Source organism: Flavobacterium sp. JP2137, from assembly GCF_050562195.1.
Lineage (GTDB): Bacteria > Bacteroidota > Bacteroidia > Flavobacteriales > Flavobacteriaceae > Flavobacterium.
In genome coordinates this window covers 3329168-3353433 of sequence record NZ_CP191647.1, presented here as the reverse complement: position 1 = coordinate 3353433, position 24266 = coordinate 3329168, and the positions used below count along the sequence as shown (strand labels likewise).

The following is a 24266-nucleotide window of genomic DNA, read 5'->3' as shown; positions in this document are numbered from 1 at the left end:
GAATTGGTGAATTAAGTATTCGACGAATCTGCGAATCTATGAATAAAAAAAGCGCCTAGTTATCTAGGCGCTTTATCGATATAAAAAGTAAATTTATTTAGATTGAAGGTCGATCCAATTTTTGGCATTGGTAAAAGCTTCCATCCATGGAGAAACCTCGTCTTGGCGTCCTTCTGGATAATGTGCCCAATGCCATTGAAACAACGAGCGTTCGATATGCGGCATCATAACGAGGTGACGTCCGCTAGCATCGCACATCATGGCGGTGTTGTAATCCGATCCGTTGGGATTGGCTGGATATTGATCATAGGCGTATTTGGCTACAATTTCGTAGCGGTTTTCCGCTTCGGGCAAGTTGAATTTACCCTCTCCATGAGAAATCCAAACTCCCAAAGTGCTGCCTGCTAAAGAGGAAAGCATGATCGAATTGTTTTCCTGAATTTTTACAGACGTAAAGTTGCTCTCGTGTTTTTGTGAGTTGTTGTGGAGTAATTTACCGTGAACTTCGTGTTCGGGATTGATCAATTCCAACTCCATAAACAACTGACAGCCGTTGCAGATACCTACGGATAGGGTGTCGTTTCTCTTAAAGAAGTTCTTGAGTGCGGTATTGGCTTTTTCGTTGTATAAAAAGGCTCCGGCCCAACCTTTGGCCGATCCCAATACATCCGAATTGGAAAAACCGCCTACAGCACCGATAAATTGAATGTCTTCGAGGTTTTCTCTGCCCGAAATTAAATCGGTCATGTGTACGTCTTTAACGTCAAAACCAGCTAGGAACATGGCGTTGGCCATCTCTCGTTCCGAGTTACTACCCTTTTCGCGAATAATAGCGGCCTTAGGTCTGGGTTTACTCTGATCGATAAGCGGTTTTTTACCGTGAAACTGTGTCGGAAATTCAAATTGCAACGGCAGGTTTTTATAATTGTCAAAACGCTGTTGCGCCATGCCGTTTTGCGATTGTTTTTGATCTAATAAAAACGAGGTTTTAAACCAGGTATCCCTTAAATCGCTCACGCTGAAATCCCAATGTTCGGCATTGTTTTTAAAGCTCACGCTATTGCCTTCTTGTACCGTACCAATTTTTAGCGCTTCCACGCCAAGTGCTTCAATGGCTTTTTCAAAAGCCGAGTCGGCTGTGGCTTGGACAACCAAAGCGATGTTTTCGTTGAAAAGCGCTTTGACCGCGTCGGGTTCTCCTAATGTGCTTAGGTCGTATTGAGCCCCTAAATTCACATCGGCAAAACACATTTCTAACAGCGTCGTGATTAAACCACCACTTCCGATATCGTGTCCTGCTGCTATATGACCGTTGCGAATCAAATCTTGAACGGCATTAAAGGCCTTTTTAAAATAAGCGCTATCTTGGATAGTGGGCGCTTCTGTACCGATCTTGTTTAGGATTTGTGCAAAAGACGATCCACCCAATTTAAAGCGGTCCTGAGATAAGTTGATATAATAGATAGAACCCGCTTTTTTCTTTAATACCGGTTCTACAATTTTGGTGATATTGTCACAGTTTCCCGCCGCTGAGATGATAACTGTACCCGGAGCAATCACTTGATCATTCGGGTATTTTTGTTTCATCGAAAGCGAATCTTTTCCGGTAGGGATGTTAATTCCCAAATCGATAGCAAATGCTGAACAGGCTTCAACTGCGCTGTATAAACGAGCATCTTCGCCTGGATTATTACAGGCCCACATCCAGTTAGCAGATAGGGAAACACTGGCTAAACCGTCTTTTAAAGGGGCCCATACCAAGTTGGATAAGGCTTCTCCAATGGCATTTTTACTTCCCGCTTTTGGGTCGATTAAAGCGACGATCGGAGCGTGGCCAATTGTAGTGGCAATACCCTCTTTTCCTTTGTAGTCCAGTGCCATAGCCCCCAAGTTGTTCAACGGCAATTGCAAAGGACCTACGCATTGTTGTTTGGCTACACGGCCTCCTACACAGCGGTCTACCTTATTGGTTAACCAGTCTTTACAGGCTACGGCTTCTAATTGCAACAAATCGTTTAAATACTGGGCCACACGGTCGGTGCTATAGGCCAAGTCTTCGTATATTCTGGTGATGGTTTGGTCTTCCATAATGGTTTTAGGAGAGCTGCCAAACATATCTTCTAAGGCAAAATCCATCGGTTTTGCCTGTGTTTTTTTGGATTCAAAAGTAAAGCGGTGGTTGCTGGTTACTTCACCTACCTCATACATGGGTGCGCGTTCGCGTTCGGCTACACGTTCGAGTATGGCGAGGTCTTTGGGGGCGATTACCAGACCCATGCGCTCTTGGGATTCGTTGCCGATAATCTCCTTCGCAGATAGGGTAGGGTCGCCAACGGGTAGCTTGTCTAAATCGATCAAACCTCCGGTGTCTTCGACCAATTCCGACAAACAGTTTAAGTGTCCGCCAGCACCGTGATCGTGTATAGAGACAATCGGATTGACATCGCTTTCTACCATAGCACGCACTGCATTGGCCGCGCGTTTTTGCATCTCTGGATTGGAGCGCTGTATGGCATTGAGTTCAATACCCGATCCAAAAGCACCCGTGTCTGCAGAGGATACCGCAGCACCACCCATACCAATACGGTAGTTTTCACCACCGAGTATAACGATTTTATCGCCCTCTTGGGGTTGTTGTTTTTGCGCTTGGTCGAGTTTTCCATATCCAATTCCTCCGGCCTGCATAATTACTTTGTCGTAACCCAGCTTGCGCGATTCCTCTTCGTGTTCGAAGGTTAAAATAGAACCGGTAATCAGGGGTTGTCCAAATTTGTTACCGAAATCAGAAGCTCCATTAGAGGCCTTGATCAAGATGTCGATCGGCGTTTGATACAGCCACGGACGTTCGGCCATGCCTTCTTCCCATGGGCGGTCTGCCGTCAATCGAGAATAAGCAGTCATATAAACCGCTGTTCCCGCTAAGGGAAGCGATCCTTGTCCTCCGGCTAAACGGTCGCGAATCTCTCCGCCTGAACCCGTTGCTGCTCCGTTAAACGGCTCCACCGTAGTCGGAAAGTTATGGGTTTCTGCCTTTAATGAAATCACAGAATCGAAATCCTTTTCTTGGTAAAAATCGGGTTTATCGGCCGACTTTGGAGCAAATTGCGTTACTCTTGGGCCTTTTACAAAAGCCACATTATCTTTATATGCCGAAACGATCTCGTTGGGATGGGTTTCGGAGGTTTTGCGAATGAGTTTAAATAGGGAAGTCGGTTTTTCCTCTCCGTCTATCACAAAGGTTCCGTTGAAGATCTTGTGACGGCAGTGCTCGGAATTGGCTTGAGAAAATCCAAAAACTTCGGAATCGGTTAATTTACGATCGATTTTTTTGGCTAAGTTTTCCAGATAAACCACTTCTTCATCGTTTAAGGCCAAACCTTCTTGTCGGTTATAGGCAGCGATATCGTCGATTTCCAAAATGCCTTCGGGCTGTAAATCGATCGAAAAAATCGTTTGATTTAATGCGGAATACGATTGAGACAACATCGGGTCGAAGCTCTTTAAGTCTTCGGCCTTATAAAATTCTTCAATTCTTAGAATTCCTTGGATACCCATATTTTGAGTAATTTCAACGGCATTGGTGCTCCAAGGGGTAATCATGGTGGCACGAGGACCAACAAACTCAGCGATAAGTGTAGTTTCTTTTAAAACATGAGCTTGCCCAAATAGCCAATTGAGCTTGGTAATATCCTCGGATGTCAATTCGTTTTGTACCTGTACGGCAAAGAATTTTTTCGAAGGGTTTTCGAAGAAATGAATCATTTTTTTGTAGGTATTAGTTGTTGTTGTAAGTTGCAAAAATAATTTAAAAAAAGACAATTAAAAAATTATTCTTTAGGCGATGCTACATATTGATAGGCACCGACATCTGGCTGGGAGGTTCGCACTTTTCCCAACAGGTCTAAAGGTACTTTTTGTGCCGTTTCCAAGTTGCCCTTTCCGATGATTTGCACCGATTCATCGGTAATCATCAATTCGTTTTTTTGTGGATTTAAGAAATACGGACGGAATTGATCGGTTTGGGTACTGAGCAAAATAGCGTTGTAATAAAGCGGGTTGTTAAAATCGAATGGAAAAGCCGCCTGATTGCCGCCGCCAAAGGCAAAGTATTTGATCAAACTGTTTTTAAATTGAAAATGCACGTTTTCTGGCGCTGCTGCTGTGCGTATAATCAAACTCTCCGAGGAACTGCTGTACAAGATACAGTTTTCGAATACGGCTTTTTTTAATTGAAATTCCGCACTGCCGTCGTAGTCGTCCAGCATGACAGCCGTGTGATTGGGTTTGCTCCAGTAGTTGACAAAGCTCGAATGTATAAATTCGTATTCGCCGCCAAAAGAACCGGAAAACGATGCGATACCGGCATTGCCGACCACGACATTGGAACCGTATATCTTAGCAGCTCGTCCCAAAATTCCGTTTTGAGTAGCGTTGTAAATTTGCACGTTGTGCAGGCGAACGGTTTCGCTGTTTTTGTTGACCAACAGGCCGACTGTCGGGTTTTTGATCACGGTGTTTTCAAAGGTTCCCGTGCTGCCCACAGTAAGCCATATCGCGCCCCATTGCCCTGGAATATTCGCGAAGTCCGGTTCCAATCGATCGCCCTGAATAACGATGGGGCGCTCCGGGGTTCCCATAGATGCTACCTTGGCTTTGTTGGCGACCAACAATCCGGAATTGTCGTGAAAATGGATGCGCGCTCCGGGATCGATACGCAGGGTTTTTTCGGCCGGTACGGCGGCATAGCCGTAAATCACATAGGGCTTGTCGCTGGTCCAGTGTAAGGTGTTTTTTTGGTTGTGGTCTCGTTCCGACAGGTAAAAACCGTATATTTCTTCGTCGTCAAAGGGAATGGTTTCCGCAACGCCCTGTGCATTGCGCTGTGGGTATAGAAAATGGGCATCTTGTACCAAAGTAACCAATTCCACCTTTTGAGCATCGCTGCCGTTGCCGAAATCGATGCGGTCCGTGTAGAGGAATTCCGTTAGGTTGTTCTGGTATTGGTTGTAGTCGATGGTGGTTTCTATAAAGATAAACAAACTGTCCTTGGCGAGTAATTCGACGTTTTGAAAAACCTTTCCTGCCCGACCATCAACCATGAGGCGGTAGTTGGACTTTTCGCCTTGGCCCAATCGGACACTGGGGATTTTGATGTTTTTGTTCGACCGATTATACACTTTTAGGGTATAGGTACTCGAGCCTATATTGGTGAATACCGTGTCGAGGTATACGGTGTCTTTTGAAAAACTCAGTTTGCCTTGTTGGGGCTCAAAGTCGAAGTCTTTTCGACAGGAAACCAAAACGACCAACAACAGGGAAAGAAAAGACAGAGAATAGATGCGCATATACTTCTTTTTTTGTAAAAATAGGCAAAAGTTTGTAATAAACTCCGATTTAAAAATCGATTTTACGCTGTTTCATCCACAAAAACAGATACATCTTATAGGTGGCAAAAGCTTGTAGGTACGCGAGTATAAATCCTTCTTTGCCATCGAGAAAACCCATTTGTACAAAATAGCGGTACGCAAACTCGTTGGCCGGGCGCAGGCTAAAGTGAAAGAAATTCGGGCGGATGTTGCGGCTGCGCAGCGATTCGGAAAGTCGCAGGCTGTGTTGATCGAGCTTTTGGTTGTAGTGGTCAAAAGTCGTATAGCTGTAATCCAAGGTGGTGTTTTTTAAAAAGGCTATGGCTACGTCTGTAGTGGTAAAACGGGGATGCCGCTTTACCAATAAGCTCTTTCGGGCGGTATAGCCGCCAAAACGCACTATTTTACCCATAAAATACAGCCCCTTTTTTCGGGTATAAAATTCGGTAAACCCTCTGGAATCCGTCAATATGTTTTTTATTTCTTGATGCAGTTTAGGGGTGACCACCTCATTGAAGTTTAAAAACACGATCCACTCATTGGACGCCTGTTGTACGGCCTTGTCTTTGGTGGCGATTTCCTGATCGACCGTGCAACGCAATACCCAGTCTGCCGGTGGTAGGGGATGGTCTTCGCTGTTTTCTCCATCGCTGCTATCTACGAGGATGACTTCATCGGCAAAGGACAGACTGCTCAAAAACAAATCAGACTCTTTGTCCGTGGCATGGCGGGTTATAATGACGGTTATCTTGGACATCAAAAATATTTGTAAGACGTGATTGGAATTGACACAAATGTAATAATTTTGTTGGAATTAACCCTTAGAATTTGCGCGATGAATAAGTTACCCATATTGATGTATCACAACGTGACTCAAGCCGATGAAGACTCGTTTGATTTGACGATTTCGGTCGAGAAACTCGAGGCTCAATTGGCGTATTTAAAGCAAAAAGGCTACGAGACCTATCATCTAGGAGATTTGGAAAACCGCCGCGATTTAGCGGTAAAAAGCGTGGTATTGACCTTTGACGATGTTACGGTTGATCAATTGATCTATGCCGTACCGCTGTTGGAAAAATACAAGATGAAGGCGACGTTTTTTGTCCCTTTTATGTATTTGGGAAAAACAGCCTCATGGACCGGAGGCACGGCAGCGGTGATGGATATCGATCAGCTCAAGGCATTGCCGCGCTGTATTGAATTGGGATTCCATTCGTATGAGCACCGCCATTATGCAGCCCTGACCGAGGAGGAGATTCACGCGGATTTTGATCGCTGTCATCAGCTGATTCAATCGGCGGGTTTAACGGTTTATCCCGCAGTGGCCTATCCCTACGGCAATTTTCCCAAAAAGGAACCCCAACGCTCGGCTTTTTTTGATGTTTTAAGACAAAACGGTATGAAAATGGGATTGAGAATAGGGAATAAAGTCAATGCTTTTCCGTTTAAAGAACCCTTTGAAATCAAGCGATTAGACGTCAAAGGACAGGATTCGCTGCGACTGTTTAAACTGAAATTGCGCTTCGGTAAACTATTTTAAATCGCGCTCCAACAGCAGGACTTTCGCATAGCGCGCAAACACGCCATAGGCGTCGGTGGCCGCACCGGCAAAACCCGGTATTCCATCCATAAAACCGCGCTTGAGTATATAGGTAGAGAAAAAGCGGTAAAACGGTTTAAAGGCCAAGTGGTAATAGGTCACTTTCTTTTTTCTCTTAAACAATTCACCGGCCTGAAACCAAGCATAAGACTCCTTTTTGCTCAAAAAGTGAAAGATGCCCTTATAGGTGTAATGCAAGACAAAATTATCCATGATGCCCACCGTACCCTGGGGAATATGGAGTTTTTCATGTACGTCTCCCGTAAAGTACACCCCTTTGTTTCTCACTAGTCGCGTCACCCGATCGGCTTTGTGATACAAAAAGCGATTGAGGAAAAAATGAGGAAAGCGCAATTTGTATCCCTGATGGGGGAGACTGTTGATTTTGTGAAGTATTTCTGCGTGCAGTTGCACGGTGATACGCTCATCGGCGTCAAGAAAGAGAATCCAGTCGCCTGTAGCGAATTGAATGGCGTGGTTTTTTTGAGCCGAAAAATTGTCGAATTTGCGTTGTACGACCACACAACCCAAAGAAGCGGCTAAGGTTTCGGTTCCGTCACTGCTATGGGAATCAATAACGATAATCTCGTCTGCAAAGCTTACCGAATGCACGGCGTCTTCCAAATACGGATACTCGTTATAGGTCGGTATAATCACGCTTAATTTCATAAAATCTCTAAAGTGCTTTTTTGTAGTCGTACCTCCTTTATAATCAACTGTTTTTTTTATTGAAGCAGTCTGGGTGTAGCGGAAGAGGTAATAATTAATTGCAAAATTACTAATAATTATATTATTTCGAAACTAAAAGTGATTTATTGTTGAAGTAATTATAAAAAAAAGTTTTTTTTAATGAAATTATACTGTTAAAAATTTTGGCAAAGCAACCGACTTTTTAGTGAGCGATTTAGAGATAAAAAATAGTTTTGTTAAATAAATGAGTTTTTTTAATTGTAAAAAAAGGGGCTTTTTTTTGAAAAAGGAAGGTTTGTCGGCCGCAATGTTCAGACAGTCAGTCGTTGGTCTGTTTAAAAGGAGTGCAATCGGGTATTTACCTCAATTGACGTTCCAGCAACATCAACTTGGCATAGCGGGCAAATACACCGTAGGCATCGATGGCCGACCCTGCGAAACCGGGAACTCCGTCCATAAATCCCCGCTTGAGGATAAAGGTCGAAAAGAAGCGATAGAACGGCTTAAAAGCCAAGTGAAAATAGGTGATTTTCTTTTTCTTTTTAAAGAGTTCACCAGCCTGAAACCAAGCATAGGATTCCTTTTTGTTTAGAAAGTGAAAAATTCCTTTATAGGTGTAATGAATGAGGTAGTTGTCTAGCGTTCCTATGCTCCCTCGGGGAATCTGGAGTTTTTCGTGTACATCGCCCGTAAAGTATAACTGCTCATTTTTTGCCAGCCGTATAATTTTATCCGCTTTGTGGTATAAAAAGTGATGCAGAAAAAAATGGGGATTTCGCAATCTATACGTCTGGTGTGTACCGCTGTTTATATGCGTTATAATTTCTTGTCGCAAGGGGATGGGTACGCGTTCATCGGCATCGAGAAAGAGTATCCAGTCTCCTGTAGCAAAGGGGATGGCGTGATTGCGCTGATTGGAGAAATTATCAAATTTCCGCTGAATAACACGGCATTGCAGCAATTCGGCTAAGGCTACAGTGCCATCCGTGCTGTAAGAATCCATTACAATGATTTCATCTGCAAAGGATACGGAGCGAACTGCATCTTTTAGATAGGGTTGTTCGTTGTAGGTAAGTATGATGACAGTTAGCTTCATGCCGTATGATTAGATCAGAAATCAAAACAAATTTACTCAAAATAGATTATATTTGCTCTACTATGCAAAGAAATGTTTCGCTAATCATTTGTCAATACCATTCCGCCGAATGCCTTCAAAAAGTATTGTGGGGATGTTGTACGCAGACCTATCGCAATTTTGAAGTTGTCGTGGTGGTTCCGGAGCTCCATCTAAGCGCGGTTACTGCAGTGGTGGAAAAGTTCCGAAAACTGGCTTTTTTCCCGATTACACTACTTAGTTCCCCTTTGGAATTGCCGATGAAAGCGTTGATCGCTGCAGTCCATACCGATTACCTCGTATTTACTTCCGCTACTGCTGTGCCTCGCCAAGATTTTCTAGCCAAGCATCTTCAATATCGGGAACTGGGCTTTTGGCTGCAAGGGCGCATCGATTTTATTTCCCAAAGCAGTTATGATTCCCTGTCACAAGACGCGATCTTTAGCGGTAAAGCATTTGAGAACAAATGGCTTAAAACGGTAGAGACCCGCATATCTACCTGGAACGACCCCTTGTATAATTGGGGATGGAAAGCGGCTTTGTATAACTTGCTTTCGCTTTCTAAGCCCGTGCTAAACATCAAAAATGCCTCGTTCTGGAAAGCGGATTTGCGGTATTTAGAAAGTGAAAACGCCCTGGATTTGCAAAATCATGTAAAGGGTTTAAAAAAGCTCGACGTTCGAAATTTTGCGTACCGCACTACCGCATTAAGCCCGAAGACAACCGATTTATAAAGAGATAACCATAAAAAAAAGCCTTGGTGTTTGATTTAAACGACTAAGGCTTTTTTAGTTTTATTTGTGTAGGGTGAGCTGGTTTTCGCGCACCCTTTTATTAAACGATTGTATATAGGCTTTTATAAAGGTTTCCATTTGCTTTAATTGCTCCGGATGGGTCTTCATCAGGTTGTTTTTCAAAAGCGGATCCTTCTTCCAATTAAAGAGTCCTAAGCTCTTTTTTCCGTCAAAAGCCAAGTAAAAATCGCCTTGTTCAAAATTGTAAACGTTGTCGAGGTAATTGACGATAAAATCTTTGTCGGAACGATAAGACTTGCCGTAAGTAATGATTTTGGTATTCAATTGCAAATAGTCCATCAAACTCGGAAGTATATCGATCTGTTGAAAGTTTTTCTCGGATACGCCCACCAGCGATTCATCGCCAGGGGCAAAGAAAAGTATGGGAATCCTAAATTTACCCACATTGTTTTTGTACTCGGGTTCTTCTCCAAAGGAAGAGGTGTGATCGGAGGTGATGACAAAAATCGTTTCCTTATACCACGGCATAGTAGCGGCGGTTTTGAAAAACTGCTTTAACGCGTGGTCGGTATAGGCTACGGATTCGTGTATGGGGGTCGTTCCCTTTGGAAATTTATTCTTGTATTTTTCGGGAATGGTAAACGGCGCATGTGACGAAATGGTGAAGAGCGTAGCGAAAAAAGGCGCCTTAAATTGATCGAGTTCTCGGGCAAAAAACTGTAAAAAATCCTCGTCAAAAACCCCCCATTTCCCGTCAAAAGATTCCGGACCAGTGTATTCATCCTTGCCGTAATAACGGTCAAATCCAGCGACGCTGGCGTATTGGTCAAAGTTTTGACTGCCGTTAAAAGCACCGTGAAAAAAAGCGGTCTGATAGCCGTGGTCTTTGAGTATTTCCGGTAGGGCATACACCTTGTTTACCGAATAACTCGACGAGATATAGCTGTTGTTCATCAGACTGGGAATGCTGGAAATAGTAGACGGTACGGCATCTATCGACAGCTTTCCGTTGGCAAAGCCGTTTTCAAAGAAATAGCTCTTTTGAATCAGCGAATCCAAAAAAGGCGTTAGCCCGCGCTGAATGTTTTCGCGGCCATAGCTTTCTAAGATTAACAATACCACGTTTTTCTTGTTGGATTCCGCATAGTGAAACTCCTGTATGGGATTGTAGATGCGGTTGGCTTCTTGTTCGTCAAAGAAGTGAACATCGTCTAAGGTTTCTTTCTTTCCTATGGTCTTGAGTACGGTAAACGGCGTGTTGAGTATCAGCGCAGTATTGCCGATTTGGCTGTATTTGGAAGCATCTACGATGCGCAGTGGCTTTTTCTGAAAACCGCCACGACCACAGAGAAACAACACCGAAACGGCCAAAAAACAGATGCCGACACCACCCCAACTAAAGCGACTGTTGACGTTGCGATAGGGGATACGACTAAGCGCAAACCCCAACAATGCGGCGAATACCCCCATCAATAGCGGTATCTGCCAATAGTCTACTACAAACGATTGCAGCAAACCCCAAATCTCGTTTTCCATACCGCTGGCGGTAATCATACCAAAAGAGCTGCGTCTGCCGATAAACTTAAAGTATTCGAAATCGATGAAGTTCAAGGATAACACCAAGGCGTTTACCACAAAAAAACTGTACAGTAAAAACTTTTGATAAATAGGGTTTTGTTGAAATTGTCCCGGAATCAAATGCAACAGGGCAAACAGCAAATTGACATAGCCGATAACCGACAAGTCAAAGTGAAGACCGCCCAAGATTACTTTGTAGTCCAGCGCATCGGTAAAGAACGAATAGTTATAGATATAAAAGGCGAAGCGGCAGAGTTGATAGAAGAGTACAACGATCAATAAACGCTTGGCAAAGAGCTTTAAACTAGATAGCGTAGTTGAATTCATAACTTTTTTTGCGATATTAAAACAAACAGCACTCGATATAGGAGCGCTGTTTAAAAAATTAGGTGTTATACGGCGACGTTATAGTCTCTTAAAGCCTCGTTTAAAGAGGTTTTTAAGTCGGTAGAAGCCTTGCGTGTTCCGATGATTAAAGCACAGGGAACCTGGTATTCGCCAGCGGGGAATTTCTTGGTATACGAACCGGGGATAACCACGGCGCGTTCGGGTACAAATCCCTTGGTTTCTATCGGCTGTGCTCCGGTTACATCGATGATTTTGGTCGATGCGGTCAATACCACATTGGCGCCCAAAACCGCTTCTTTACCAATGCGTACCCCTTCAACAACGATACATCTGGAACCGATAAAGGCGCCCTCTTCGACGATAACGGGCGCGGCTTGTAACGGTTCTAATACACCGCCGATGCCCACACCACCACTGAGGTGAACGTTTTTGCCAATCTGAGCACAACTGCCTATGGTTGCCCAAGTATCTACCATGGTTCCCGCGTCTACATAAGCACCGATATTCACATAAGAAGGCATTAAAATAACGCCTGCTGCGATAAAAGCACCATGTCTGGCAACGGCATTGGGTACTACGCGAATTCCCTTGGCAGCATAGTCTCTTTTTAAGGGCATTTTGTCGTGATATTCAAATATACCCGCCTCCCAGGTTTCCATTTTTTGAATTGGAAAATAGAGTACTACGGCCTTTTTAACCCACTCGTTGATTTGCCAGTCTGCACCTACGGGTTCCGCAACGCGCAAAACGCCGCTGTCTACTAAATTGATCACTTCTCTAATCGCGTCCTGAGTAGCCGTTTCCTGAAGGAGTGCTCTGTCGTTCCAAGCGTTCTCTATGATATTTCTTAAGGTTTCCATTTGTTATGTTTTCGCAAAGATAAGAATTATAGGCGCATACGAAACCTTTTTTTACAGCATCTAAACGCGTAAATACGAGCAGTGGTTTATAAAAATATTCCGACATCCTTTATTTTAAATTTAAAAACATACCGAACGGTATTTTTTATATCTTTGAAGAAAAAATAAACGCCATGGACAAAGCGGCTAGAACCAAGAGATTTATCGTAGAGAAGACGGCTTTGCTGTTTAATGTGCAGGGATATGCCGGTACTTCCATATCGGATATGACTGCGATTACCGGATTGACAAAGGGCAGTATATACGGCAATTTTACCAATAAAGAGCAGGTGGCTTTGGCGGCTTTTGACTTCAACGTAGACCTTGTGTTTCACGGTCTAAAAAACACACAAGTACCCGGGAATTCCGCCCTGCAAAACCTAATTGCCCTGTTTGATTTCCACCGAGACAATTGGAGGGATATTGCGTTAAACGGCGGCTGCCCTTTGCTGAATGCCGCGGTGGAGTCCGACGACAACTTACCCTTTATGAAGGGGGTGGTACAGCGCAGTTTTAGACTTTGGGCCAAAAGTATTGCCGCGATTATCGAAGACGGAATAAAAAAGGGCGAGTTTAAGGCATCGATAGATCCACAACACTACGCATATACCTTTGTCATGCTGATTCAAGGTGGGGTTTTGCTGAATAAAATTACGGACGATACCAAGCATATCGCGACAGCGGTAGACCGCATACAGCAGATTATAAAAGAAGAAATAAGCGCGTAAATTTTTTTTACATTTAAAAATACCGATTGGTATATTATTGAAAGTTATGAGAAAAGAAGTATTTATAGTTGCGGCAAAAAGAACGCCTATTGGAGGTTTGCTGGGAAATTTGTCCGCTTATAGCGCACCGCAGTTGGGTGCGTTGGCCATTGGCGGAAGTTTAGCCACTTTGGATATCGACCCGAAGGAGGTGTCTAGCGTGTATATGGGAAACGGACTAAGTGCCGGAATGGGACAATCACCCGCAAGGCAAGCGGCGGTATTAGCAGGTATTCCGTATGATGTAGAGGCTACAACGGTAAACAAAGTTTGTGCATCGGGTTTAAAAGCCGCCGTGATCGGAGCGCAGCAAATACAGTTGGGCTTGGATCACTTAGTCGTTAGTGGAGGAATGGAAAGCATGAGTAATGTGCCGCATTATGCCCAAATCAGAGGCGGCAATAAATTGGGACATTTGTCGCTGACGGACGGGATGATCAAAGATGGTTTATGGGATGCCTACCACGATTTCCACATGGGGAATGCCGCAGAGATTGGCGTGCGTCATTTTGGTTTCTCCAGAGCGCAACTCGACGATTATGCGTTGCAGTCTTATCAAAAGGCCCAAAAGGCTACCGCAGACCGCCGATTTGAAGACGAACTGATTTCGGTCCCTATTTGGAAGGGCAAAGAAAAAATGGATATGCGGGTCGATGAGGATATCTATAAGGTGATGCCTGAAAAAATGCCGTTATTAAAACCGGCTTTTGAAGAAAACGGATTGCTTACTGCGGCCAATTCGAGCAATATCAACGATGGTGCTGCGGTATTGATACTGGCAAGTGCGGAATTAGTAGCCGCAAAACAATGGAAACCCCTAGCGAAAATTGTAGCTTATGCAGATGGTGCACAAGAGCCTGAATGGTTTACCACAGCTCCTGCTATTTCGATAAAAAAAGCCTTGCAACAAGCGGATTTAAAAATAGAGGACATCGATTTTTTCGAGCTTAACGAAGCCTATGCCTCCGTGGTTTTATCCTTGGAAAAATTGTTGAATTTGGATTTAGCTCGGGTTAATATTCACGGAGGTGCTGTGGCATTGGGACATCCGATTGGCGCATCGGGGGCACGAATACTCGTCACCCTAACTCATGTTTTAAAACAGCAAAAGGCGCGTTACGGACTGGCAGCGATTTGCAACGGCGGTGGTGGCTCTACTGCGGTTATTATCGAAAACCTCCAACGTTAATACAGCGGTGGTATTGTTTTGAAATCACTGCTTTTACTTCCGCTTTCGATCAACGGAATAAGACGATTTTTAATCGAAAAATTAGCGCGGTGAAAATAATTGAAAAAAGCTTGGGATTTTTAAAAAAAAGGAGTGATTATTGTAGGTATAAAACAAAAAGTATTTATGATCTACTCAACCACTATATTTAGAACTTTAGGGCTTTCCCTCATTGCATTAACATTGTTTTCGTGTAAAAAGGAAGTTGTGGAAAGCGACAAAGAGCTTATAAAAGTCGCCGATTCTATAGCGGCAATGCCTCAGGAGTCCGTGTATTTACACCGCCAAAACAAAAACGAATTTACCTTGCGTTTCGTTCGCAACGGCGATGCAGTAACCGGAACTTTTAACTACCACTTAAACGGTCGCGATAAAAACGACGGAACGATTAAAGGAGAGTTTGTAGGCGATTTGTTGATTGCAGATTACGTCTTTAGCTCGGAGGGCACGACCTCTACCCGTCAAGTGGTTTTTAAAAAATCGGGCAATAGCCTGCTTGAAGGATATGGCGATGTCGAAGAGGTAGCGGGTAAAGTTGTTTTTAAAGATGTCAATCTGTTAGAATACAATCCCGCTTTTAAACTGGACTTAATACAAGACTGAATTTAAATCAACGCCCACTGAAATCCAATCCAAACAGCCAACAGTTATCCTATGCCCTACTATTTCCGTCTGACTCTTTACGGTCTAACCCTTTTTTTCTGCGCTACAATTTTTTATTCCTGTAAAGTGGTCGATACTGCAAAATCGCCGGCGCGAACTTTAATCAATAAGGAAAATAACGAAAAGATACATATCGAAAGATTTGTTTTGACTATTGATTTGAGTTTTCCAGATTCTCAAACTATTCCCATAGCTGATAAGCACCACACCGATATCGTGTTATGGATTGAAGCAGCAGTCTACGATGCAAAATGGAATGATAGCGGTATCATGGTTAAAATGAGATCTCCTGATTTTACCTTAAATATTAAGTCGGAATTTAATAATCATAATCAAATTTTCATCTGGAAGGACGGCGGCAAAATAAAGGTCAACTCCACTTGGTATATACTGGATTCCCCTCGTTCTCAAAAATTGGGCGAGCTACTGGAATTATATCGTGTTAATAACGGTATTTAGTGAGCTGTTTTACCGAATTCAGGTAAAAATTTTAAATCGGTGCACGCCCTAAAATGGTGGCATAACAACCCTGGGTTTTTTTTGCGAACAATCATTTCGCAATTATTTTGAACGGCATCAGAAAACAAGCGAAATATTAATTACTTTCGCAGGCTTTTTGCAACGAATTTTTAAGGAATAGCGCAGCTCTTGAACGGCTGTCCTGATTGTCAGTCGCAATTGGTACACAAAGCTGGAAATAACTCAAAAAAGACTAAACTAAAACAGCAAGGGGATGAAACCGAATGAAGAGCGCGCACGTGCGGCAATGATAATGATATGGGCCGTTATTGCGATGGAGCTCCTGGTTATGGTGTCCAATTATTTGCAATACGATTTATTGCTCCACTTTTCCCAAGGCGATGAGTATACGACGGAGCAGTTGGAAAACAATGATTTACGCGTAAAGTTGGTGACCATTATATACGGGATATTCTTTTTTATGTCGGCCGTTACCTTTATCATGTGGTTTCGCCGCGCCTATTTCAATCTGCATCAGTGTACCTCATATTTGTATTTTAAAGAGGGCTGGGCCGTAGCGGCTTGGTTTGTTCCGATTGTCAATCTGTTTCGTCCCTTTACCATAATGAAAGAGCTCTTTGAGGTTAGTGCGCGCTTGCTGAATAAAGCGGCGCTTCAACCAAAGCATTTTCCCGTTTTTTATCTATCGACTTGGTGGATACTGTGGCTGATTGACAATGCGATGATTCAAATTCTCAACCGCGTAGTACCCGCTGTAGATGAGGTCGATGTGTTGGCACATGAAAGTCTGTTTTATATGGGACAAAGTGCCATTTCCATCGTGTCGGGCCTGCTGCTTATCAAAATTATTAAGACCTACAACGCCCGGGAAATCATCCTTTCCAAAATGCAATTCGCTGCGGTGAATTAAGTGAGACAGGTGTTATTCCTTTTGGAGGGGAGCCGAAGTGGGTACGACTAAAACAGCCTAAAAACCTATAGCGCTGCGCTTTTTAAAAGGGCTTTGTCGACTGCGGCTGCCTCATAAAGCGAACACCAACCACTACTGGCCGATTTACCCTGGAAAATAGTTGATATTTTTCGTTCAAAAGCCCCATTTCTTTGCGGTATTTACAGTATTTTTGAACTTTATATTGACCTATATCCTTATTTCTTATGAAGTTAATTTACAAAGGCAAAACCAAAGATGTGTACAGCCTAGATCAGCATCAAGTATTATTAAAGTTTAAAGATGACGTTACGGGAGAAGACGGTGTATTTGACCCTGGGGCAAATACGGTCGGACTAACCATTGATGGGGCGGGAAAATCCGGACTTAAAATGACCAAGTTTTTCTTTGAACGTTTATCGGAACTCGGTATTGCTACCCATTATATATCGGCAGATTTGGATGAGGTGAGTATGGTGGTCAAAGAGGCCGTGCCATTTGGCAAGGGCTTGGAGGTAATTTGCAGATACCGCGCTGTAGGTAGTTTTTACAGGCGTTATGCAGCCTATTGCCAAGAGGGCGACACCTTGGATGGTTTGGTAGAAATAACGATTAAGGACGACGAAAGAGGCGATCCAACCATCTCTGACGATACTTTGGATATGCTGGGTATATTGTCTAAACCGGCCTATGTGCAACTCAAGGAATTGACCAAAAAAATCTGTGATGTCATCAAGGCAGAACTGGCGAAAAAGGATTTGGAGTTATACGATATCAAATTGGAATTTGGCCTTGATAAAGCAACGGGCGACTTGTTGTTGATCGATGAAATTTCAGGTGGAAATATGCGCGTTTACAAAAACGGCAACTACGTGGCTCCGATGGATTTGGAGAAAGATTTTTTAGGCGCTTAATACCCGAGAAGGAGTTAGTGGGGGTTCCTCGGAATCCCAAAGGGAAAACCCGCAATATAGCCTGCTGCTGTACTGCGGGTTTTTTGTTTACCTCTCGGGTGGATTTGGGGTATGGTTTTATTCCCAACCGCCACCCAGTGCTCTATACAACTGTACGAGAGCGACTAATTTTTGATTTTGATCTTGGATGTTTTTCATTTCGGCTTTTAGGAGGTTTTGTTCCGCGGTGAGTACATCGGTATAATTGACGTGCTGATGGTTTAAAAACAACTCCTTGTTAAAGCTGACCGCCTGGCTGAGCGCCTCCAATTGCTTTTGGCGGGAATCTTCCTTTTGCCTGGCCGTATCGTAGTTAAAAGCGCGTTGGAAACTTCTTGACTCGCTAAGAGTAGGGTTTTTTCAAACTGAAAAAGCGCCTGCTGTTGTCGGGATAGGTTGGTGGACAAACGGGCCTTATTCGCGCCATTTTGAAACAGCGGCTGGGTGAGTCCGCCCGCTACCGAGCCCAATAAGCTCGAACTGGAAAGCCAATGCTTCCAATCCAATTTTGAAAAGCCTCCCGAAGCATTTAAGGTTAGGGCGGGGTAAAAAGAAGCTCTCGCGACATTGGTCTCTTCAAAAGCCGTTCTAAAATTCAATTCTGCCGCTTGCACATCCGGACGATGGGCGAGTAGCTGTGCGGGTATACCCGATCGCAAGTCGTAGGTCGATTTTTGTTGCGACAAAGTCGAGCGTTCGATCGAAGCCGGTGCTCGAGCCAGCAAAAAACACAGTTGGTGCTCGGTTTCCTTGATTCGTTGTTCGAGGTCGGGCATTTCCAGTGTGGCTTCATAGTAATTTGCCTGACTCTGTACTACGGCTACGCCGTTGAGTAGGGCGTTTTCGAAGAGCAGTGCTATGGCAGCGGCATCTTCGGCTCTGTTTGCTGCGGTTTTTCGCGTAATCTCGAGTTGTTGGTCCAAGGCCAGCAGCTCGTAATAGGCCGTGGCAATATCCGCGATTAATTGGGTTTGTACCGCTCTTTTTGCCGCGTCGGTGGACAGGAGTTGCGCTAAGGCGGCGCGTTTGGCACTGCCGAGCTTGCCCCATATATCGAGTTCCCAGCTGCTGTTTAAGCCCCAATCGTATTGCGTTTGTCGCCTTTGGTTGTCCAGGCGCTGTGACTGGGGTATTCGCGATTCTTTAACGCCGATTTCGGTGGTTAGCGAGGGATATAAAGCCGATTTGCGCCACCGCAATTGGGCCTGAGATTCCGACAGGCGTTCGACGGCTATCTTTAAGTCGAGGTTGGCACTTAATCCCTGGTGGATCAGTTTTTGCAATAGGGTGTCGCCGAAAATTTCGGTCCAAGGGAGTTGTGCTAAATTCGCCGTATCGCTGGCGGTGCTAGGTGCGCGAAAGCGTTCCTTTAAGGGGCTGTCCGGACTTTGATATGGACGTGTAATCTGGCAGGAACTCCAGGTTCCAACCGCCATCACTAAGAGTAAACCCCATTTATATGTTGATTTTTTCATCGGTGTAAATTTTATACGATCAAATCGTTTGAGTGAATTAAAAAGCCCAACCCATGGCTGAAATTGGGCTTTTTCTTTAGAGCTCCGTGCTGGAATCCGGCGATTTTATCCCCGATATCCGCTCGTGTAAGCCCTGAAAGATTATGAATAATATGGGAATTACAAATACGCCAAACAGCGTTCCAATCAACATACCTCCTACAGCAGCCGTTCCTATGGAGCGATTGCTCAATGCGCCCACACCGCTGGCTAGGGTCAGGGGTATTAACCCGAAGATAAAGGCAAAAGAGGTCATTAAAATCGGTCGCAAACGCGTTTTTGCACCGTATAGGGCCGAATCTATTAGGCTGCTTCCTTGATGGCGCTGGTGTAGGGCAAACTCGACGATTAAAATGGCGTTTTTGGCGAGTAAACCGATCAGCATGATCAAACTGATTTGCAGAAAAATGTTGTTGTCCAAACCAAAGAGTCGGGCAAATACAAAGGCACCGGCCAATCCGATCGGCAGAGATAACAACACCGACAAGGGCAATATATAACTCTTGTATTGCGCGCTTAACAAGAAATACACAAACACCAAACACAGGGAAAATATCATGACGGTCTGACTGCCACTGGAGCGTTCCTCCCGCGATAATCCCGAAAACTCATAGCTGTACCCGCGATCAAGGGTTTGAGAAGCCACCTCTTCTATGGCGTTAATCGCATCACCAGAACTGTAACCCGCATTGGGAATGCCCGTAATCGTACTCGAGGTAAACAGGTTAAATCGCTTGATAAATTCCGGTCCATTGGTCTTTTGCAGGCTGATGAATTCCGATATCGGAGCCATTTCGCCCTTTTGAGTACGCACATATATCTTTTGAATATCGGCTTCCGTGGCTCGGTAATCGGCATGCGACTGCATCATTACCCGATATTGTTTTCCAAATCGGTTGATGTCGGAGGCATAAATACCGCCCATATACCCTTGTAGGGTATTCAATACCGTGCTCACACTAACAGCTGCGGCCTTGCATTGGGCAACGTTAACACGGACTTCCAACTCGGGAAAACCGATGTTAAACGAGCTGCTCGCATAATTGATCTCTGGACGCTGATTGAGTGCCGTGATAAAGCGGTCGATGTTTTCGTTGAAGTCTTGGTAACTCCCGCCGGTTTTGTCTTGCAATTGTACTTCAAATCCATTGCTGTTTCCAAATCCCTGTAAGGTAGGAGCGGCAAAGAAAATGATTTGTGCTCCTTGGATATGCGCGGTTTGCTGAAATAATTTTTGTACTACAGCCGCGGCACTTTGGTCCTTGCCCGATCGTTCCTTCCACGGTTTTAAGCGGATAAACAAGGCGCCATACGAACCGCCATAACCGTGCAGTAAGTCCATGCCCGACAGGGTGGAAGCCAATTCTATTTCCGGCATACTCCGCGCGATACTATCGACTTCTCGTGTAATTTTTTCGGTGCGCTCCAAAGTCGAAGCCGGAGGCAATACCACATTTCCGTAAATAGCGCCGCTGTCTTCATTGGGAACAAAGCCCGTAGGCGTCGTTTTGAGCAGGGTGTAAAACAACAGGGAAAAGGCGGCGATCGCGGCTAGTGATATCCACTTGCGCTTGATGATAAATTGTACCACACCCAAATACCGGTGAGTAACCACGTCGAAGGCCGTGTTAAAACCCGTAAAAAATTTGGGTAAAAAGCCCTGTGACTGCTGAGGACTTTCTTGATGCGGCTTGAGTAACAGCGCACAAAGCGCCGGGCTAAGGGTTAGGGCGTTGACGGCAGAAATCAAAATAGCCACGGCTATGGTCAGTCCAAACTGTTTGTAAAAGACACCAGCCGATCCCGTAATAAAGCTAACGGGTATAAACACCGCTGCCATGATTAGGGTAATGGAAATGATGGCGCTACTGATTTCGCTCATCGCTTCGATAGTAGCTTTCTTGGCCGATTGAGCACCCTGATCCAGTTTGGCGTGTACTGCTTCCACGACGACTATAGCGTCATCGACTACAATTCCAATGGCCAAAACCAAGGCGAATAGAGTCAGCAAGTTAATGGTGAATCCAAAGAGCTTGAGGAAGAAAAACGTACCTATAATGGCAACGGGTACGGCTATAGCGGGAATTAAAGTCGACCGCAGGTCTTGCAAAAAGATGTAAACCACGATAAAAACCAGCAAAAAGGCTTCGATAATTGTAAAAATCACTTTTTGAATCGAGGCATCCAAAAACTCATTGGCATTTAAAAAAGTGTGGTAGCTTACCCCAGGAGGAAAGTCCTTGGACGCTTCCAGCAAGACGTTTTCACAGGCAATGATGAGTTCGCGGGCATTGGAGCCCGAAATTTGACTGATAGCACCACCGGACGACAGCTTGCCTTGGGTGATCAGTGATGAGGTGTAGTCCAAGGCGCCAAATTCGACATCGGCAACCTCTTTTAGTCGCAGGTAATCGCCGGCCACACCACTTTTTAAAATGATGTTTTCAAACTGCTCGGGATTTTCCAATCGGCCCGTGAATTTTAAGGCGTATTGCACCGATTGACGACCGTTTTCTCCGATTTTACCCGGCGCAGCCTCGATGTTTTGCTCGTGTAGGGCCGCGATGATGTCTTCCGGAATCAAGCCGTGTGTAGCCATGACTTCGGGCTTTAACCAAATGCGCATCGAGTATTCCTGATTGCCGTAAATCTGGGTGTTTCCAACCCCTTCTATACGCTTGATCTGCGGCATGATGTTAATTCTCAAGTAATTCTCCAAGAATTTCTGATCGTATTTGCCGTCCTCACTAAACAGTAAAAAAGAAAAAGCCGTGCTGCTCAACTGCTTGGTCGTGGAAATACCCGACTTAATAACTTCTGCGGGAAGCAAACTCGTGGCTCGAGCCACGCGATTTTGTACATTGACAGCGGCCATATCCGCATCGGTGCCCTGTTTAAAGTATACCGTAATCGATGCACTGCCGTTGTTGCTAGCCGTAGAGGTCATATACGTCATGTTTTCCACGCCGTTTATTTGCTCTTCCAAGGGGATAATGACACTCTTCATCACCACATCGGCACTAGCTCCCTGATAGGAAGCGTTCACCACCACGGTGGGTGGTGCGATTTCCGGATACTGGGATATCGGAAGGGAGAGCAAGCTGATTGTTCCCAACAGTACGATGATGATCGATATGACCGTCGATAATACCGGATTCTCTATAAATTTTTTTATCATGATGCTGCTGTATTAATTAATCGGTTTGGGGGCTATTTGCATCTCATTTCTCAGCGTGCCTAAGCCGTCGACTACGACGATATCGCCTGCGGACAAGCCGCTATTCACCACATAAGTTTGCTCCAAGGCCATGGGCAACAGCTGAACCTCTGTGTGCATCGCCTTGTTTTGCGCATCGACTCTATAGACAAAATAGCGGCCTTGAATTTCGAAAACCGCTTTTTTGGGCAGCAATATGGCTTGGTCTACCGCGGTGGGAATTTGTAGTGTAGCACTAGCGCCGCTCCACAAAACCCCTGTTGGATTGGGAAATAGCGCTCTAAAGTTGGCAGAACCGGTTTGGGCTTGTAACACGCCGCTAAGACTCTGAATTCGACCGCTAAGCGCGTAGGTTTGTCCGTTTGCGGTAATCAGCGAAATCTCGGGCATGTTTTTTAGTTTTTCCGCCAAATCTTTTCCGCTATATTGATTTAAAAAGCCGTTTAACTGCTTTTGACTCAGCGAAAAATGGGCGTATACCGCACTGGTGTTGGCCACTGTCGTGAGCGCGAGTTCCGAGCTGCTGCTGACCAAGCTGCCCTTCTTTAAAGGCAAACGACCCACCACGCCCGAAATAGGACTGACGATTTGCGTAAAAGCCAATTGCGATTGGGCGTCGGACAAGGCGGCTTGAGCCTGGTTTAGCTCGGCCTTTTTTACGCGTTCCAAATTTTTCGCCGTGGTGAGCTCGAAGGAATTTACGATGTTTTTATCGACCAAAGCCGCGGTGCGCAACACTTGCAGACTCGCGGTTTCCAAGGCCGCTTCGACCGCCAGTACGGCCGCTCGACGCTGATTGACGTCTTGTAAATAACGGTTGGCATCTATTTTAAATAATTTCTGCCCCGCTTGTACCACACTGCCTTCTTCTACGAAGACCTCTTCGATATATCCATCGATTTTTGATCGGATTTCTACGGTTTCTACCCCTTCTAAAGTAGCGGGGTATTCGAGGTAAAGCGTGGTTTTCTCCGCAGCTAAACGCTGTACGGGATAAGACGGAGCTGCTGCAGATCCGCTGTTGTTTTTGGAATCGCAGGATGTATATCCTAAAACTAGGAGCAATAAAAGGTAAGTTAGGTGTGTTTTCATAAGTGTGATTTTTAATGAAACAGTAAGGGATATAGCTTTGAGTGTTTTAACGAAAACACAGGGTCTTTTTAGACATGGGAATTCCGCTCCCCGTTCAAAGCTGATTGCGTTGGGGATAGTGATTAATCTTGGTAGTTTGAAAATTATTGCAGCCGCACTAGCGCCTCTTAAGTATGTTCCAAAACGGAACTATTCGTATAACAATAAAATATACGAGGAGGGCTAAAGGCATGGAATGAGGTATTTTAAGTGTTTCTAACAACATAAAAATAATTATTACAATTCTTTAAAAGGTTTATCAAACGCGAAAAGAACTCGAACCTAGTCCGAAAAATAACTGTTTGATTAGTCGAACAAAAGTAGTACTTTTACATAATAAAACAACAAAAAACTTGTTTTATTATTTTATGACAACTAACCGAATATTGATGTTACTGAAAATGCGGGGGCCTTTAACAGCTCTTGACATCGCTAACGAATTGAAGATAACCAAGGAAGGGGTTCGATTGCAGTTGGTCAAGTTTTTGGAAGAAGGCCTGATCGAAGTGGAAAAGGAATCCAAAGGCGTGGGGCGTCCTCAGAAGTTTTATACGATTTCGGAATTTGGAAACAGCAAATTTCCAAATACCCATGCCGAATTGACGGTAAAGCTGATTAAGATTATTAGAGACTCTATGGGCGAAGCGGCGATGCAGAGCGTTATAGACATCAACGAAGCTGTGGGCAAGCAACGCTATCACGAGGAGATTGATCCGCTAATCGGCTTGGAAGGCAAGATTGAGCGACTGACCGAGATCCGAAGTAGAGAAGGGTATATGGCCGAATATTCCAAAGAGGAAGACGGCTATTTGCTGGTGGAAAATCATTGCCCCATCTGTGCAGCGGCAACGATATGCCAGGGTTTTTGTGCCTCCGAACTGCAAGTTTTCCAATCGGTTTTAGGCGATGCGGTTACGGTCAAACGCACCGATCACATCATTTCCGGAGCCAGACGTTGTGCGTATCGAATTATACCCAACTAAAATCAGGTGTTTTTGAGATGTTTTTGGATTCATTAGCCCTGAAAACGATGGC

Annotated in this window: 20 protein-coding genes; 9 read left to right on the top strand and 11 right to left on the bottom strand. The window is 44.5% G+C overall.

What is annotated here, in order from left to right:
• Window positions 1-93: 93 nt before the first annotated feature.
• The 3 genes from purL to ACQZ43_RS14780 all read right to left on the bottom strand — a co-directional run bounded on the left by purL (window position 94) and on the right by ACQZ43_RS14780 (window position 6123).
• Window positions 94-3762, bottom strand: a complete 3669-nt coding sequence (purL, locus tag ACQZ43_RS14790; RefSeq protein ID WP_430613466.1) for a phosphoribosylformylglycinamidine synthase — start codon at window positions 3760-3762, stop codon at window positions 94-96.
• Between the two features lie 65 nt (window positions 3763-3827).
• Window positions 3828-5345, bottom strand: coding sequence for a hypothetical protein (locus tag ACQZ43_RS14785; RefSeq protein WP_430613465.1), 1518 nt, complete (start codon window positions 5343-5345; stop codon window positions 3828-3830).
• Between the two features lie 49 nt (window positions 5346-5394).
• Window positions 5395-6123 (bottom strand): hypothetical protein, encoded by a 729-nt coding sequence (locus tag ACQZ43_RS14780; RefSeq protein WP_430613464.1) that lies wholly within the window; start codon window positions 6121-6123, stop codon window positions 5395-5397.
• 78 nt (window positions 6124-6201) lie between these two features.
• Here ACQZ43_RS14780 and ACQZ43_RS14775 point away from each other — a divergent pair, with 78 nt between their 5' ends.
• Window positions 6202-6906, top strand: a complete 705-nt coding sequence (locus ACQZ43_RS14775; protein ID WP_430613463.1) for a polysaccharide deacetylase family protein — start codon at window positions 6202-6204, stop codon at window positions 6904-6906.
• Here ACQZ43_RS14775 and ACQZ43_RS14770 read toward each other — a convergent pair.
• Both ACQZ43_RS14770 and ACQZ43_RS14765 read right to left on the bottom strand, forming a co-directional pair.
• Window positions 6898-7635, bottom strand: a complete 738-nt coding sequence (locus tag ACQZ43_RS14770; RefSeq protein WP_430613461.1) for a glycosyltransferase family 2 protein — start codon at window positions 7633-7635, stop codon at window positions 6898-6900. The two genes, ACQZ43_RS14775 and ACQZ43_RS14770, sit on opposite strands and share 9 nt — an antisense overlap.
• Before the next feature lie 379 nt (window positions 7636-8014).
• Complete coding sequence (locus ACQZ43_RS14765; RefSeq protein ID WP_430613459.1) at window positions 8015-8752, bottom strand: glycosyltransferase family 2 protein; 738 nt, start codon at window positions 8750-8752, stop codon at window positions 8015-8017.
• A gap of 62 nt (window positions 8753-8814) precedes the next feature.
• Here ACQZ43_RS14765 and ACQZ43_RS14760 point away from each other — a divergent pair, with 62 nt between their 5' ends.
• Window positions 8815-9504: a hypothetical protein gene (locus tag ACQZ43_RS14760; RefSeq protein WP_430613458.1), complete on the top strand. Its 690-nt coding sequence runs from the start codon at window positions 8815-8817 to the stop codon at window positions 9502-9504.
• A gap of 60 nt (window positions 9505-9564) precedes the next feature.
• On the opposite strand, the gene ACQZ43_RS14755 is transcribed toward ACQZ43_RS14760, so the two are convergent.
• A complete protein-coding gene (locus ACQZ43_RS14755; protein ID WP_430613457.1) occupies window positions 9565-11430 on the bottom strand; it encodes an LTA synthase family protein in 1866 nt (621 codons plus the stop codon).
• Window positions 11431-11495: 65 nt separating this feature from the next.
• Complete coding sequence (locus tag ACQZ43_RS14750) at window positions 11496-12311, bottom strand: 2,3,4,5-tetrahydropyridine-2,6-dicarboxylate N-succinyltransferase (RefSeq protein WP_430613455.1); 816 nt, start codon at window positions 12309-12311, stop codon at window positions 11496-11498.
• A gap of 173 nt (window positions 12312-12484) precedes the next feature.
• Between ACQZ43_RS14750 and ACQZ43_RS14745 the strand changes: the two genes are divergently transcribed.
• The 6 genes from ACQZ43_RS14745 to ACQZ43_RS14720 all read left to right on the top strand — a co-directional run bounded on the left by ACQZ43_RS14745 (window position 12485) and on the right by ACQZ43_RS14720 (window position 17330).
• Window positions 12485-13078, top strand: coding sequence for a TetR/AcrR family transcriptional regulator (locus tag ACQZ43_RS14745; protein ID WP_430613454.1), 594 nt, complete (start codon window positions 12485-12487; stop codon window positions 13076-13078).
• A 46-nt stretch (window positions 13079-13124) separates the two neighbouring features.
• On the top strand, window positions 13125-14306 hold the full coding sequence (locus ACQZ43_RS14740) for an acetyl-CoA C-acyltransferase (RefSeq protein ID WP_430613453.1): 1182 nt from the start codon (window positions 13125-13127) through the stop codon (window positions 14304-14306).
• Between the two features lie 165 nt (window positions 14307-14471).
• Window positions 14472-14948, top strand: coding sequence for a hypothetical protein (locus ACQZ43_RS14735; RefSeq protein ID WP_430613452.1), 477 nt, complete (start codon window positions 14472-14474; stop codon window positions 14946-14948).
• A 51-nt stretch (window positions 14949-14999) separates the two neighbouring features.
• Window positions 15000-15467 carry a hypothetical protein gene (locus tag ACQZ43_RS14730; RefSeq protein WP_430613451.1) on the top strand — a complete coding sequence of 156 codons (468 nt, stop codon included), beginning with the start codon at window positions 15000-15002 and terminating at the stop codon, window positions 15465-15467.
• A gap of 274 nt (window positions 15468-15741) precedes the next feature.
• Window positions 15742-16398 (top strand): DUF4328 domain-containing protein, encoded by a 657-nt coding sequence (locus tag ACQZ43_RS14725; RefSeq protein ID WP_430613450.1) that lies wholly within the window; start codon window positions 15742-15744, stop codon window positions 16396-16398.
• 245 nt (window positions 16399-16643) lie between these two features.
• Complete coding sequence (locus ACQZ43_RS14720) at window positions 16644-17330, top strand: phosphoribosylaminoimidazolesuccinocarboxamide synthase (protein ID WP_430613449.1); 687 nt, start codon at window positions 16644-16646, stop codon at window positions 17328-17330.
• A 117-nt stretch (window positions 17331-17447) separates the two neighbouring features.
• Here ACQZ43_RS14720 and ACQZ43_RS14715 read toward each other — a convergent pair whose 3' ends face one another.
• The 4 genes from ACQZ43_RS14715 to ACQZ43_RS14700 form a co-directional block, all read right to left on the bottom strand.
• Window positions 17448-17600 (bottom strand): TolC family protein, encoded by a 153-nt coding sequence (locus tag ACQZ43_RS14715; protein WP_430613447.1) that lies wholly within the window; start codon window positions 17598-17600, stop codon window positions 17448-17450.
• Window positions 17591-18844: an efflux transporter outer membrane subunit gene (locus ACQZ43_RS14710; RefSeq protein ID WP_430613446.1), complete on the bottom strand. Its 1254-nt coding sequence runs from the start codon at window positions 18842-18844 to the stop codon at window positions 17591-17593. Before ACQZ43_RS14710 ends, ACQZ43_RS14715 begins: the two co-directional genes overlap by 10 nt.
• A gap of 76 nt (window positions 18845-18920) precedes the next feature.
• Window positions 18921-22061, bottom strand: a complete 3141-nt coding sequence (locus tag ACQZ43_RS14705; protein WP_430613444.1) for an efflux RND transporter permease subunit — start codon at window positions 22059-22061, stop codon at window positions 18921-18923.
• Between the two features lie 12 nt (window positions 22062-22073).
• Window positions 22074-23192 carry an efflux RND transporter periplasmic adaptor subunit gene (locus tag ACQZ43_RS14700; protein WP_430613443.1) on the bottom strand — a complete coding sequence of 373 codons (1119 nt, stop codon included), beginning with the start codon at window positions 23190-23192 and terminating at the stop codon, window positions 22074-22076.
• Between the two features lie 407 nt (window positions 23193-23599).
• On the opposite strand from ACQZ43_RS14700, the gene ACQZ43_RS14695 reads away from it, so the two are divergent.
• The gene (locus tag ACQZ43_RS14695) at window positions 23600-24214 is read left to right on the top strand and encodes a helix-turn-helix transcriptional regulator (RefSeq protein WP_430613442.1); all 615 of its coding nucleotides are present in this window, start codon (window positions 23600-23602) and stop codon (window positions 24212-24214) included.
• The last annotated feature ends 52 nt before the right edge of the window (window positions 24215-24266 follow it).